Source organism: Pseudomonas xantholysinigenes (assembly GCF_014268885.2).
Lineage (GTDB): Bacteria > Pseudomonadota > Gammaproteobacteria > Pseudomonadales > Pseudomonadaceae > Aquipseudomonas > Aquipseudomonas xantholysinigenes.
Window position 1 is genome coordinate 5,374,665 of record NZ_CP077095.1, and the last position, 13,110, is coordinate 5,387,774.

12 protein-coding genes are annotated in these 13,110 nt (G+C 63.6%); 7 read left to right on the plus strand and 5 right to left on the minus strand.

Annotated features, from left to right (window positions below):
• Positions 1–46 precede the first annotated feature (46 nt).
• From ssuE to HU772_RS23910, 3 genes are all read right to left on the minus strand, one after another.
• On the minus strand, positions 47–640 hold the full coding sequence (ssuE, locus tag HU772_RS23900; RefSeq protein WP_186660605.1) for an NADPH-dependent FMN reductase: 594 nt from the start codon (positions 638–640) through the stop codon (positions 47–49).
• A 365-nt stretch (positions 641–1,005) separates the two neighbouring features.
• Positions 1,006–1,644, minus strand: coding sequence for a peroxiredoxin (locus HU772_RS23905; RefSeq protein WP_186660603.1), 639 nt, complete (start codon positions 1,642–1,644; stop codon positions 1,006–1,008).
• A 165-nt stretch (positions 1,645–1,809) separates the two neighbouring features.
• Entirely contained in the window at positions 1,810–3,165 is a 1,356-nt protein-coding gene (locus tag HU772_RS23910; RefSeq protein WP_186660601.1) for an OprD family porin, read from the minus strand.
• A gap of 562 nt (positions 3,166–3,727) precedes the next feature.
• Between HU772_RS23910 and tauA the strand changes: the two genes are divergently transcribed.
• The 4 genes from tauA to tauD are packed head-to-tail and all read left to right on the plus strand — an operon-like array spanning position 3,728 to position 7,228.
• Complete coding sequence (tauA, locus tag HU772_RS23915; protein WP_186660599.1) at positions 3,728–4,699, plus strand: taurine ABC transporter substrate-binding protein; 972 nt, start codon at positions 3,728–3,730, stop codon at positions 4,697–4,699.
• Positions 4,700–4,717: 18 nt separating this feature from the next.
• Positions 4,718–5,512 carry a taurine ABC transporter ATP-binding subunit gene (gene tauB, locus HU772_RS23920; RefSeq protein ID WP_186660598.1) on the plus strand — a complete coding sequence of 265 codons (795 nt, stop codon included), beginning with the start codon at positions 4,718–4,720 and terminating at the stop codon, positions 5,510–5,512.
• Positions 5,509–6,345 (plus strand): taurine ABC transporter permease TauC, encoded by an 837-nt coding sequence (gene tauC, locus HU772_RS23925; protein WP_186660596.1) that lies wholly within the window; start codon positions 5,509–5,511, stop codon positions 6,343–6,345. The genes tauB and tauC overlap by 4 nt, the downstream gene beginning before the upstream one ends.
• Before the next feature lie 49 nt (positions 6,346–6,394).
• Positions 6,395–7,228 (plus strand): taurine dioxygenase, encoded by an 834-nt coding sequence (gene tauD / locus HU772_RS23930; RefSeq protein ID WP_186660594.1) that lies wholly within the window; start codon positions 6,395–6,397, stop codon positions 7,226–7,228.
• 100 nt (positions 7,229–7,328) lie between these two features.
• On the opposite strand, the gene betT is transcribed toward tauD, so the two are convergent.
• Both betT and epsC read right to left on the minus strand, forming a co-directional pair.
• A complete protein-coding gene (gene betT / locus HU772_RS23935) occupies positions 7,329–9,290 on the minus strand; it encodes a choline transporter BetT (protein ID WP_186660696.1) in 1,962 nt (653 codons plus the stop codon).
• Between the two features lie 317 nt (positions 9,291–9,607).
• The gene (gene epsC / locus HU772_RS23940) at positions 9,608–10,540 is read right to left on the minus strand and encodes a serine O-acetyltransferase EpsC (protein WP_186660593.1); all 933 of its coding nucleotides are present in this window, start codon (positions 10,538–10,540) and stop codon (positions 9,608–9,610) included.
• Positions 10,541–10,868: 328 nt separating this feature from the next.
• Between epsC and tcyJ the strand changes: the two genes are divergently transcribed.
• Genes tcyJ through tcyN form a run of 3 tightly spaced genes read left to right on the plus strand, consistent with a single transcriptional unit; the run spans position 10,869 to position 13,103 of the window.
• Positions 10,869–11,675: a cystine ABC transporter substrate-binding protein gene (gene tcyJ, locus HU772_RS23945; protein WP_186660592.1), complete on the plus strand. Its 807-nt coding sequence runs from the start codon at positions 10,869–10,871 to the stop codon at positions 11,673–11,675.
• On the plus strand, positions 11,672–12,340 hold the full coding sequence (tcyL, locus tag HU772_RS23950; RefSeq protein ID WP_186660591.1) for a cystine ABC transporter permease: 669 nt from the start codon (positions 11,672–11,674) through the stop codon (positions 12,338–12,340). Before tcyJ ends, tcyL begins: the two co-directional genes overlap by 4 nt.
• Position 12,341: 1 nt before the next feature.
• Positions 12,342–13,103 carry an L-cystine ABC transporter ATP-binding protein TcyN gene (tcyN, locus tag HU772_RS23955; protein ID WP_186660590.1) on the plus strand — a complete coding sequence of 254 codons (762 nt, stop codon included), beginning with the start codon at positions 12,342–12,344 and terminating at the stop codon, positions 13,101–13,103.
• Positions 13,104–13,110 lie beyond the last annotated feature (7 nt).

The following is a 13,110-nucleotide window of genomic DNA, read 5'->3' on the forward strand; positions in this document are numbered from 1 at the left end:
TGGCGGGCGAGTAAGGTGGGAACAGCGATGAAACGGTAGCGGTGGCTCAGATGCTCCAGCGGGCACTGAGCAGGCGTTCGTTGAGCAGGCCTGGCGCAACGGGCCGAGGCCGCCGCGCCAGGGCACCGTGGAAGGTGTCCAGTGCGTCCAGCAGGCGTTGCTCCAGCGCCGGGTCCAGGCGCGCCGGGCGGTCGCCGTCGGCATAGGCGATCTGGCTGTCGTCGGCGAAGATCCCTTGCAGGGTCTCCTGCGCCTTGAGCGCCGCCAGCACCGGCTTGAGGGCGTAGTCCACCGCGAGCATGTGGGCGATGCTGCCGCCGCTGGCGATCGGCAACACCACCTTGTGTTCCAGGGCCCGCTCGGGCAGCAGGTCGAGCAGGGTCTTCAGGGCACCAGCAAACGATGCCTTGTACACCGGAGTGGCGACCAGCAGGCCGTCGGCCTGGGCCACCAGTTCGTTGAAGTGACGCACCTGCGGGCTGTCGAAGCGTGCGTGCAGCAGGTCCTCGGCGGGGAATTCCCGCACCTGGAAGGTCACCACCTCGACACCGCGCTGTTGCAGCCAATCGCGCGAGTGTTCCAGCAGCACGCCGGAGCGGGAACGAAGACTGGGGCTACCACCGACAGATACAACCAGCATTGAAAGCGCTTCCTTCGAATCAATTCAGGGCCGCGAGGGGTTGGCCCCGCTGGATGGGAATGACATTAACAGTTCGTCATATATATCTATAAATCATATTTTCGTATTTATTTATTCCATAAAGAGATATTCAGATTTATCTCTGAGCGGCCTTGCCGAGGCGTCGGACCGGCCGGAAAGGGCCGCAAAGCGGCCCCGGCGATAGGTGCATTGATGCTGAGATCCTGGGGGTGCTGTGCACCCCTTTCGCGACACAAGGCCGCTCCTGCAGGGGATATGCGTAGCTTTCTGCCAGGCATAAAAAAGGGCCGTCGAAACGGCCCGAAGATCCCTGCTTGGCTAAGAACAATGCAACGAGGAATTCATCAGCGGTTGGGCTGCGGGGTCAGGCGCAGGTAGGGTTTGACCGCCCGGTAACCTTTCGGGAAGCGCTGCTTGATTTCGTCCTCGTCCTTGAGCGACGGCACGATCACCACCTCGTCGCCATCCTGCCAGTTGGCGGGGGTGGCGACCTTGTGGTTGTCGGTCAGCTGCAGCGAGTCGATCACCCGCAGGATCTCGTTGAAGTTGCGCCCGGTACTGGCCGGATAGGTGATGGTCAGGCGCACCTTCTTGTTCGGGTCGATGACGAACAGCGAGCGCACCGTGAGGGTATCGCTGGCATTCGGATGGATCAGGTCGTACAGGTCGGAGACCTTGCGATCGGCATCAGCGATGATCGGGAAGTTGACCACGGTGTTCTGGGTCTCGTTGATGTCATCGATCCACTTGTGGTGCGAGTCCACCGGGTCGACCGACAGGGCGATGGCCTTGACCCCGCGCTTGGCGAATTCGTCCTTGAGCTTGGCGGTCAGGCCCAGCTCGGTGGTGCACACCGGGGTGAAGTCGGCCGGATGGGAGAACAGCACGCCCCAGCTGTTGCCCAGCCATTCGTGGAAACGGATCTTGCCGGCGCTGGAATCCTGTTCGAAATCGGGGGCGATGTCGCCGAGTTTGAGGCTCATGGAAGCGGCTCCTGTGCTGTGTCTGGCCTTGTGGGTTCAATGTGCCTGCTTCCATATAAAAACAAAAAGAATAAATATCGATTTATTTATAACCAGAACGAATACGAATGCGCAGGCACAAAAAAGCCTCGCATCAGGCGAGGCTTTCTTGCGTAGCGCTACGACTTACATGAAGGCGTAAGTGTAGTTGACGATGAAGCGAGTCTGGTCCTGGTCGGCAGCGGAGCCCGAACCGGTACCACGGTAGACACCCTGGCGCAGGCTGAAGCCCAGGCCTTTGAGGGCGCCGCCCTGCAGGACGTAGTCGATACGCGCATCGCGTTCCCACTCGCTGAAGGTGCCATGGCCATTGGTGGCACGGCCGTCTTCACCACGCAGGTAGGCAACGGATGCCTTCAGGCCCGGAACACCCAGGCCAGCGAAGTCGTAGGAGTACTGACCGAAGGTGGTGTTTTCACCGGCCTTGGCGAACTGGTTGATCATGCTGTCGGTGAACAGGTAGAAGCTCGCGCCGCCGTTACCTTCCAGCGGGGAGTTCAAGCCGTCCTTGCGCACGTTGCCCTGGTTCAGCCAGACGAAGCCGCCGTCATCGCTGATCTGCTGGTGGCCCAGCATCAGCGCGTGGCTACCCAGGGTATAGGTGAACATCGCCGACCAGGTCTTGTTGTCGACTTCGCCGGCATGCTTGGCGTAACCGCCGTTGTTGCCGAAGGCGTAGCCGGTCTCACCGTTCTTGCCGTCCTTGCTGCTGTCGAAGTAGCGCAGGTCGGTCTTGAACGATTGGTTCTGGTCGATCTGGTAAACGTGGGTCAGGCCCAGGAAGTGCTGCTTGTAGTAGTCTTCCAGGTTCGAGTAGTAGTACTGCAGGGTCAGGTCTTTGGTGACCTTCCAGTCGCCACCGGCGAACTGGAACTTGTTGCTGTCGCGGAACGCGCCGTTACCGGAAACGGCCAGGCCGGTACGGTTGCTCGAGGCACGACCCATGGCATGGGTCAGCTGACCGGCGTTGATGGTGAGATTATCGATCTCTTTGGTCTGCAGGGTGCCACCCTCGAAGGTTTGTGGCAGCAGACGACCATCGTTGGACACCAGGATCGGCAGGTTCGGCGCCAGCGCGCTGCCGTAGTGAACCTCGGTCTTGGAGAAGCGTGCTTTGGCATTGGCACCGAAACGGGCCCACTGGGCCACGGAGGAACCATTGCTTTCGCTTGGCATGAAGGTACTGCCATCCTGGTGGTAGCCTTTGCCGCCATCCAGGTGGATGCCCCACAGGGCCTGGGCATCGACACCAAAGCCAACGGTGCCTTGGGTGAAGCCGGAGATGTAGTCAAGCTTGAAGCCTTGACCCGACTCACGCACGTCAGGGCGTGGCTTGCTGCCATGCGCTTCACGGTTGTCGTTGTTGAAGTACATGGTGCGCGAGCTCACGGACAGCTTGCTGTCCTCGATGAACCCTGCAGCGCCTGCTTGTTGGGCGATTACCCCCAGTGCCACGGCCAGGGCCAGGCTGGACTTGTACATGTTTTGCTCCTCTACGTTCTAATTTTTGTGCGTCTCAAGTGGTGGGATCTGCTGCCCCACTCACCCGGATCGGCGATTTAGCACCAAAGCGTGACCGCCAAGTCAACCCTCAAGGGTCGATTCGCGACTTTCGTCTAAGACCGCGTCCTGCGCTACAGGATAATGACAATCCTATAAATCCAAAATGACCGTTTTATGAATCGGTAAGATTTTTACGGAATAACTTTGGAACCTTTACTGCCAAAAGTTGTATCGACGACGTCAATCATACCTTTAGGTTATTTGCAAACGTTTGCCGGTGGGCAAACCGGTGACCGGCAAGCGGAACCGAAAAAGGCTAGCAGCCCCTTGCGATTACGCCACCCAGCCCCCCCACCCAATAGGAGCCAGGCTGGCTGGCGACGCAGCCGCCACGGTGTTCGCCACAAACCAACGGTGTCGCTGCTCACCGGCAAGGCCAGCTCCGACTAAGCTAATGCAAAAAGGTTATTTATTTTAAGTTTCTTAGATCACTTAGGCTTCTCGCCATCCATTCCCCGAATGCCTGACGAGAGGTTCAACCATGATCCCGCACGCTCCGCTGCGCCTGTTCGCCGCCCTGACCCTCGCCAGCGCCAGCTGGGCGGCCCAGGCCGCCGACCTGACCGTGGCCTACCAGACCACCGTCGACCCGGCCAAGGTCGCCCAGGTCGACGGCGCCTATGAAAAAGCCAGCCAGGCCAGCATCGACTGGCGCAAATTCGACAACGGCGCCGATGTGATCACCGCCGTGGCCAGCGGCGACGTGCAGATCGGTTACCTCGGCTCCAGCCCGCTGGCCGCCGCCGCCACCCGCAAGCTGCCGGTGGAAACCTTCCTGATCGCCACCCAGATCGGCGCCGGCGAAGCGCTGGTCGCCCGCGACAGCATCAAGACCCCGCAGGACCTGGTCGGCAAGAAGGTCGCCGTGCCATTCGTTTCCACCGGCCACTACAGCCTGCTGGCCGCGCTGAAGAGCTGGAACATCGACCCGGCCAAAGTGCAAATCCTCAACCTCGCGCCGCCGGCGATCATCGCTGCCTGGAAGCGCAGCGACATCGACGCCACCTATGTCTGGGACCCGGCCCTGGGCGTGGCCAAGGAAAACGGCAAGGTACTGATCACCTCAGGCGAGCTGGCAAGCAAGGGCGCACCGACCTTCGATGCCTGGATCGTGCGCAAGGACTTCGCCGCCAAGCACCCAGAGATCGTCAAGTCGTTCGCCAAGGTCACCCTTGACGCCTACGCCGACTACCGCAAGGACCCGCAGGCCTGGCTGGCCGACAAGGACAACGTCGCCAAGCTGGCCAAGCTGTCCGGGGCCAAGCCCACTGACATCCCGGTGCTGCTGCAGGGCAACGTCTACCCATTGGCCGCCGACCAGGCCAGCGCCCTCGGCGCGCCGACCACCCAGGCGCTGACCGACACCGCGACCTTCCTCAAGCAACAAGGCAAGGTCGACGCGGTACTGCCGGACTACTCGCCGTACGTCAGCGCCCAGTACCTCCCCAACTGATACCGCCCGGAGCCCGTCATGGCCTTGCTCGAGCTGGAGCGCATCAGCGCACAGTACCCCGGCGCCAGCACCCCGGTGCTGGCCGACATCAACCTGAGCCTGGGTCCGCGCCAACTGCTGGTGGCCCTCGGCCCTTCCGGTAGCGGCAAGACCTCGCTGCTCAACCTGATCGCCGGCTTCGTCGCCCCCAGCGGCGGGCACATCAGCCTCGACGGCGTGCCGGTGCAAGGCCCGGGCGCCGAACGCGGCGTGGTGTTCCAGGACGACGCCCTGCTGCCCTGGCAGGATGTGCTCGGCAACGTCGCCTTTGGCCTGGCCCTGGCCGGCGTGCCGCGCCCGCTGCGCGAAGCCAAGGCCCGTGAGATGCTGGCGCTGGTCGACCTCGCCGGCTTCGGCGAACGGCGCATCTGGCAATTGTCCGGTGGCCAGAAACAACGCGTGGGCCTGGCCCGGGCGCTGGCCGCCGACCCACGGGTGCTGCTGATGGACGAGCCGTTCGGCGCCCTCGACGCCTTCACCCGTGAGCAGATGCAGGAACTGCTGCTGCAGGTCTGGCAGCGCACCGCCAAGCCGGTGTTCCTGATCACCCACGACATTGAAGAAGCGGTGTTCCTCGCCACCGAGCTGGTGCTGCTGGCGCCCAATCCGGGACGGGTGGTCGAGCGCTTGCAACTGGACTTCGGCCAGCGCTATGCCGCCGGTGAGTCGGCCCGGGCGATCAAGTCCGATCCCCGCTTCATCGAGACCCGCGAACATGTGCTGGCGCGGGTGTTCTCCCAACGCCAAGCCACACGACAGGAGGCATCCGCATGAGCAGCCTGGACCTGCCGGTCGCCACCAAGCGCCCCGCCAACCCTGCGGCGGCCAAGCCTCGCCGGCCATTGCCCACGCGCTGGATCAGCGCCCTGACCCTGGCCACCCTGCTGCTGGCCTGGTGGCTGGTGACCGCCGCCGGCTGGGTCGAGCCACTGTTCCTGCCCGCCCCCGCCGACATCGTCGCCAAAGGCTGGACCTTGCTGACCCAAGGCTACATGGATGCCAGCCTATGGCAGCACCTGGGCGCCAGCCTCGGGCGCATTGGCCTGGCGTTGCTCGCCGCGACCCTGACCGCCATCCCGGTGGGCCTGGCCATCGGCTATAACCGCGTGGCCCAGGGCATCCTCGATCCGCTGATCGAGTTCTACCGGCCGATCCCGCCCCTGGCCTACCTGCCGTTGATCGTGATCTGGTGCGGTATCGGCGAGCTGTCCAAGGTGCTGCTGATCTACCTGGCGATCTTCGCCCCGATCGCCATTGCCACCGCCACCGGCGTGCGCACCGTCGACCCGGCCAAGCTGCGCGCCGCCCAGTCGCTGGGTGCGAGCAAGGCGCAGTTGGTCCGCCACGTGATCCTGCCCAGCGCCCTGCCCGACATCCTCACCGGCATCCGCATTGGCCTGGGCGTCGGCTGGTCGACCCTGGTCGCCGCCGAGCTGATCGCCGCCACCAGCGGCCTGGGCTTCATGGTGCAGTCGGCGGCGCAGTTCCTGGTCACCGACGTGGTGGTGCTGGGGATCCTGCTGATCGCCCTGATCGCCTTCGCCCTGGAGATGGGCCTGCGCGCCCTGCAACGCAAGCTGGTGCCCTGGCACGGGCAGAGCCACTGAAACGCCGAATGACCACGCCGGCACCCCGGCACCTGGAACGAGAAAACACATGAGCCTGACCGTTACCCCCTTGAGCCCGGCCCTGGGCGCCCAGATCAGCGGCGTGGACATCAGCCGCGAAATCACCGCCGAACAGCGTGACGCCATCGAGCAGGCGCTGCTCGAGCATCAGGTGCTGTTCTTCCGCGACCAACCGCTCACCCCCGAGCAGCAAGCCCGCTTCGCCGCGCGCTTTGGCGACCTGCACATCCACCCGATCTACCCCAACGTGCCGGACACCCCGCAGGTGCTGGTGCTCGACACCGCGGTCACCGATGTACGCGACAACGCCGTGTGGCACACCGATGTCACCTTCCTGCCGACCCCAGCACTGGGCGCGGTGCTCAGCGCCAAGCAACTGCCGGCCTTTGGCGGCGATACCCTGTGGGCCAGCGGCATCGCCGCGTTCGAGGCGCTGTCGGCGCCGCTGCGCAAGATGCTGGACGGTTTGACCGCCACCCATGACTTCACCAAGTCGTTCCCGCTGGAGCGCTTCGGCACCACCCCCGAGGACCTGGCGCGCTGGGAGGCGACCCGGCGCAACAACCCACCGCTGTCGCACCCGGTGGTGCGCAGCCACCCGGTGAGCGGACGCAAGGCGTTGTTCGTCAATGAAGGGTTCACCACGCGGATCAACGAGCTGAGCGAGCTGGAAAGCGAGGCGCTGCTCAAGCTGCTGTTCGCCCATGCCACGCGGCCGGAGTTCAGCATTCGCTGGCGCTGGCAGGAAAACGACGTGGCGTTCTGGGACAACCGCGTGACCCAACACTTTGCCGTGGATGACTACCGGCCGAACCGGCGGGTGATGCACCGGGCAACCATCCTGGGGGATGCGCCGTTCTGAGGTTTCCTGTGCGGGCCTCTTCGCGGGACAAGCCCGCTCCTACAGGGATCGCGTAACCCTTGTAGGAGCGGGCTTGTCCCGCGAAGAGGCCGGAACAGGCTTACCTCACCAGATGCAGGAACTGCATGTGCCGCTCGTACTGGTCGAGGATGTCGTTGATGATCTGCTCCTTGCTGTAGCCGACCAGGTCGTAGTTCTGGCTACCCTCGGACAAATGCACCTCCGCCCGGTAATAGCGGCGGTTCTTCAACTCCTGCGTGCCCAGCCCACCCAAGGCGAACGAGGGGGTGAAATACCCGCGCATCTGCACCTGGTAGATGAACGGCTGTTCCTCGCCATGGCCGATCTTCAGGCTGACGTTGTCGTGGCTCGGGTCGTCCTGGGTGATCAGCACCAGGCCCTTCTGCTCGAACACTTCACGCACGTCGGCGATCGCCGGGCGCACTACATCGTCCATGAAGCGGTACACCTCATCGCGTGACGGGAAGTGCACCGCCTGGCTCAGGCGCTGGCGCCAGCCTCCACGACCACGTCGGGACTGGGCGAACGGCGCCAGCGAATGCATCTGCGCGATCTGCCGCTGCGACTCGAGGTAGAAGGCCTTGTGCAGCCCCCACATCATGCACAGCAGGATCAGCGAGAACGGCAGCGAGGTCAGCACCACCGCCGACTTCAGCGAATCGATGCTGCCGGCGAACAACAACCCGCTGGTGATCAGCGCGGTCATCGCGCCCCAGAAGATGCGCAGCCAGTTCGGCCCGTCCTCGTCGGCGCCACCGCCCTTGGCCGACAGCGTCGACAGCACCACGGTGCCGGAGTCGGCCGAGGTGACGAAGAACACGAAGCTGATGAACACCGTCACGGCGATCACCGTCTTGCTCCACGGGTAGGTCTCCAGCAGCAGGTACAGGCTCATCGACGGGTTGTCGATGGCCGACTGGCCGAGGGCGGTCATGCCGTGGTTGATCACCTGGTCCAGGGCGCTGTTGCCGAAGATCGACATCCACGCCAGGGTGAAGCCCAGCGGGATCAGCAACACGCCAAAGACGAACTCGCGGATGGTGCGCCCACGCGAAATGCGCGCGATGAACAGCCCCACGAACGGCGCCCAGGCAATCCACCAGGCCCAGTAGAACACCGTCCAGCCGCCCAGCCAGTCGCGTTGCTCGCCGTAGGCGTAGACATCGAAGCTCTTGCGCGGCAAGGCGCCGAGGTAGTCGCCCAGGTTCTGGATCAGGGTATTGAACAGATGCTGGGTAGGCCCGGCGAACAGTACGAACAGCAGCAGCGCGCAGGCCAGGAACAGGTTGATGTCGCTCATCACCCGCACGCCCTTCTCTACCCCGGCGACCGCCACCGCCACCGCCGCGCCCATCATCAGGGTAATGAGGATCACCTGGATCCACTGGCTGTGGCTGATGCCGAACAGGTAGTCGAGGCCGGCATTCAGGTGCAGTACGCCAAAGCCCATGTCGGCGCCCAGGCCGAACACCGTGGCGATGATGCCGAAGCCGTCCACCGCGTAGCCGATCGGGCCGTTGATGCGCTTGCCGATCAGCGGGTACAGCGCCGAGCGCAGGGCCAGCGGCAGGTTGTGGCGGTAGGCGAAGTAGGCCAGCGCCATGCCGACGAAGGCGAACACGCCCCAGCCATGCAGGCCCCAGTGCAGGAACAGGATCTGCATCGCCTGGCGCCCGGCCTCGGCCGTGCCCGCCTCGCCTTGCGGCGGCTGCAGCATGTGGGTCAGAGGCTCGGAGACGCAGAAGAAGAACAGCGTGATGCTGATGCCGGCGGCGAACAGCATGCCGGCCCAGGACAGGTAACTGAACTCGGGTTCGTCGTGGTCGGCACCGAGCTTGATCTTGCCGTAGCCAGACAAGGCGGTGACCACCACGAAGACCAGGTACAGGGTCATGGCCAGCATGTAGTACCAGCCGACCGTGTTGGCCGCCCAGTTCTGCGCCGCCAGCAACCATTCACCCGCCGCTTGTGGGAAGGCGATGACCACCAGGCCGAAAAGGAGGATGAAACTTGCCGCGAAGTAGAACACGGGGGGGTTCATGCGGATCTTGCCATTGGCAAGGTCGGGGGTCGGTGCACTCATTGAACGGGCACCTCGTCGAAGGACGTGAGGTTCGGATTGAACGGGTTCAGCAAAGGCAATTCCTCCTTTTGAACACCGGCAATGGACCAGCGTTTTTCGTTGAACAAGCGTTCAAGTTAAACATGGATCGAGTTTCAATGCGACCCGATGCCGCTGGGCGGGGCATCGGCGGCGGTGCCTTCGCGGGTAAACCCGCTCCCACAGGATCGCGCTGTCAGACGATTCTGCGCCATGCCTGTGGGAGCGGGTTTACCCGCGAAAAGGCCGGGACAGGGTTAGTTCTTGTCCTGGCAATCCAGCTGCAAGTTAGCCTGGGTAATGTTGCTCTCGGCCGGCACACCACGGGTCAGCCAGACGTTGCCGCCGATGGTCGAGCCCTTGCCGATGGTGATGCGCCCGAGGATGGTCGCGCCGGCGTAGATCACCACATCGTCCTCGACGATCGGGTGACGCGCCAGGCCCTTGTGCAGCGTGCCCGACTCGTCGCTGGGGAAGCGCTTGGCGCCCAGGGTCACGGCCTGGTAGATACGCACTCGCTCACCAATGATCGCGGTCTCGCCAATCACCACGCCGGTGCCATGGTCGATGAAGAAGCTCGGGCCGATCTGCGCGCCCGGGTGGATGTCGATACCAGTGGCCGAATGCGCCAGTTCCGAGCTGATCCGCGCCAACAGTGGCAGCCCGGCGCAATACAGATGATGGGCCAGGCGATGGTGGATGATGGCGAGGATGCCCGGATAGCACAGCAACACCTCGTCGACGCTGCGCGCCGCCGGGTCACCGTGGTAGGCAGCCAGCACGTCGGTGTCCAGTAGCACGCGCAAGGCCGGCAGGGCCGCGGCGAAGTCCTGGATCAGGCGCAGGGCGTGGGCATCGACATCGGTGATGTCGGTCTTGCCGTGGCGCGCGGCGTAGCGCAGCTCCAGGCGGGCCTGGGCCAGCAGCGCGGTGAGCGCGGCGTCGAGGGTGTGGCCGACGTAGAAGTCTTCGCTTTCCTCGCGCAGGTCCACCGGGCCCAGGCGCATGGGGAACAACGCCCCGCACAGCTGCTCGAGAATCTGCCGCAGCGCCTCGCGCGACGGCAGCTCGCGCCCGCCCTGCTCGCCACTGCTGCGGCCATTGCTGCTGCGCCACTGCTCGCGGGCGCTGCGCAGGCCGTTGACGATGCCCTGCAACTGCCATTGCCCGGTTGATGGTTGTTCGCTCACGGTGTTTCTCCTGCCGAGTAGGCCATCTGCCTTGTTATTGCCTGTTCCGGCGTCTTCGCGGGCAAGCCCGCTCCCACAGGCTTGGTGCTGCACCTGAGGGAGCGGGCTTGCCCGCGAAAAGGCCAATACGGGATAGATGCGATCCACAATACGTCAAATTCACCTCTTGGAAAAAACAACGCTTTATTCCATCCTGAGCTAAGTCGGGCATAAGCCCCTGAAAAGTAAAAACAGGAATAACAACCTGATTTTTTATTATTTCCAGACCTATAAAGCTCACCTCTATAGTCGCCACCTCACTACTTCCACAACAAGCGCGGGGCATGCCATGACCAAATTCACCAAACCCCTTCTCAATGCCAGCCTGGCGCTGCTGCTCGGCACCGGTCTGCTCGGCCAGGCCTTCGCCGGCGAGCAACTGAAGACCATCCAGGAAAAAGGCGTGCTCAACGTCGGCCTGGAAGGCACTTATCCACCGTTCAGCTTCCAGGATGAAAACGGCAAGCTGACCGGCTTCGAGGTCGAACTGTCCGAGCTGCTGGCCAAGGAGCTGGGGGTCAAGGCCAAGGTCCAGCCGACCAAGTGGGACGGCATCCTCGCCGCCCTGGAGTCCAAGCGCCTGGACGTGGTGATCAACCAGGTGACCATCTCCGAGGAGCGCAAGAAGAAGTACGACTTCTCCGAGCCCTACACCGTTTCCGGCATCCAGGCCCTGGTGCTCAAGGGCAGCGACAACGAGAAGAACATCAAGACCGCCGCGGACCTCGGCGGCAAGAAGGTCGGCGTCGGCCTGGGCACCAACTACGAGCAATGGGTGAAACAGGACGTGCCGACCGCCGATGTCCGCACCTACGAAGACGATCCGACCAAATTCGCCGACCTGCGCAACGGCCGTATCGACGCCATCCTGATCGACCGCCTGGCCGCGCTCGAATACGTGCAGAAAACCGCCAAGGACAAGAAGCCAACCGCGCTTGCCGGCGAGAAATTCTCCAAGCTGGAATCGGGCGTGGCCCTGCGCAAGGGTGAACCAGAGCTGCTCGAGGCGCTGAACAAGGCCATCGACAAGCTCAAGGCCGACGGCACGCTGGCCAAGCTGTCCGAGAAGTACTTCGGTGCCGATGTCACCAAATGATCGCTGAAAGCCTGCAACTCGTTGTCGATTCCGCGCCCTTCCTGCTCAAGGGCGCGGGTTATACCGTGCTGCTCAGCGTCGGCGGCATGTTCTTTGGCCTGGTGCTGGGCTTTGCCCTGGCGCTGATGCGTCTGTCGAAGATCCTGCCGCTGGACTGGCTCGCGCGCATCTATGTGTCGTTCTTCCGCGGCACGCCGCTGCTGGTGCAGCTGTTCGTGATCTACTTCGGCTTGCCACAGATCGGCATCGAACTCGATCCGATCCCGGCGTCGCTGATCGGTCTGTCGCTGAACATGGCGGCGTACATCTGCGAAATCCTCCGCGCGGCGATCTCTTCGATCGATCGTGGCCAGTGGGAAGCCGCCGCCAGCATCGGCATGACCCGGACCCAGGCCATGCGCCGGGCGATCCTGCCGCAAGCCTTGCGCACCGCCCTGCCGCCGCTGGGCAACAGCTTCATCTCGCTGGTCAAGGACACCGCCCTGGCGGCGACCATCCAGGTGCCCGAGCTGTTCCGCCAGGCGCAGTTGATCACCGCGCGGACCTTCGAAGTCTTTACCATGTACCTGGCTGTCGCCGTGATCTACTGGATTCTCTGCAGCATCCTGGCGCACTTCCAGAACCGCATGGAAGCGCGAGTCAACCAGCACGACCAGGAGCACTGAGATGATCGAAGTACAAGGCCTGACCAAGCAGTTCAAGGGCCACACCGTGCTCAACGGCATCGACCTGACCGTGCAGGCCGGCGAGGTAGTGGCCATCATCGGCCCCAGCGGCTCGGGCAAGACCACCTTCCTGCGTTGCCTGAACCTGCTGGAGACACCCGACGCCGGGCGGATCCAGATCGGCGACATCAGCATCGATGCCAACCGCCCGCTGGGAAGCCAGCAAGGCGCGATTCGCCGCCTGCGCCAACAGGCCGGCTTCGTGTTCCAGAACTTCAACCTGTTCCCTCACCGCACCGCCCTGGAGAACGTCATCGAAGGGCCGGTGATCGTCAAGAAGACCCCGCGGGACAAGGCCATCGAACTGGGCAAGCGACTGCTGGCCAAGGTCGGCCTGGCAGGCAAGGAAGACGCCTACCCGCGGCGCCTGTCCGGCGGGCAGCAGCAGCGGGTGGCCATCGCCCGCGCCCTGGCCATGGAGCCGGAGGTGATCCTGTTCGACGAACCCACCTCGGCGCTCGACCCCGAGCTGGTGGGCGAAGTGCTGGCGACCATCCGCGGCCTGGCCGAGGAAAAGCGCACGATGATCATCGTCACCCACGAGATGAGCTTCGCCCGCGACGTGGCCAACCGGGTGATCTTCTTCGACAAGGGGGTGATCGTCGAGCAAGGCGAGGCCAAAGCATTGTTCGCCAACCCTAAGGAAGAACGCACCCGGCAGTTCCTACGCAAGTTCCTCGGCACCGCCGCCGCCCAGGACTGACCGGCAA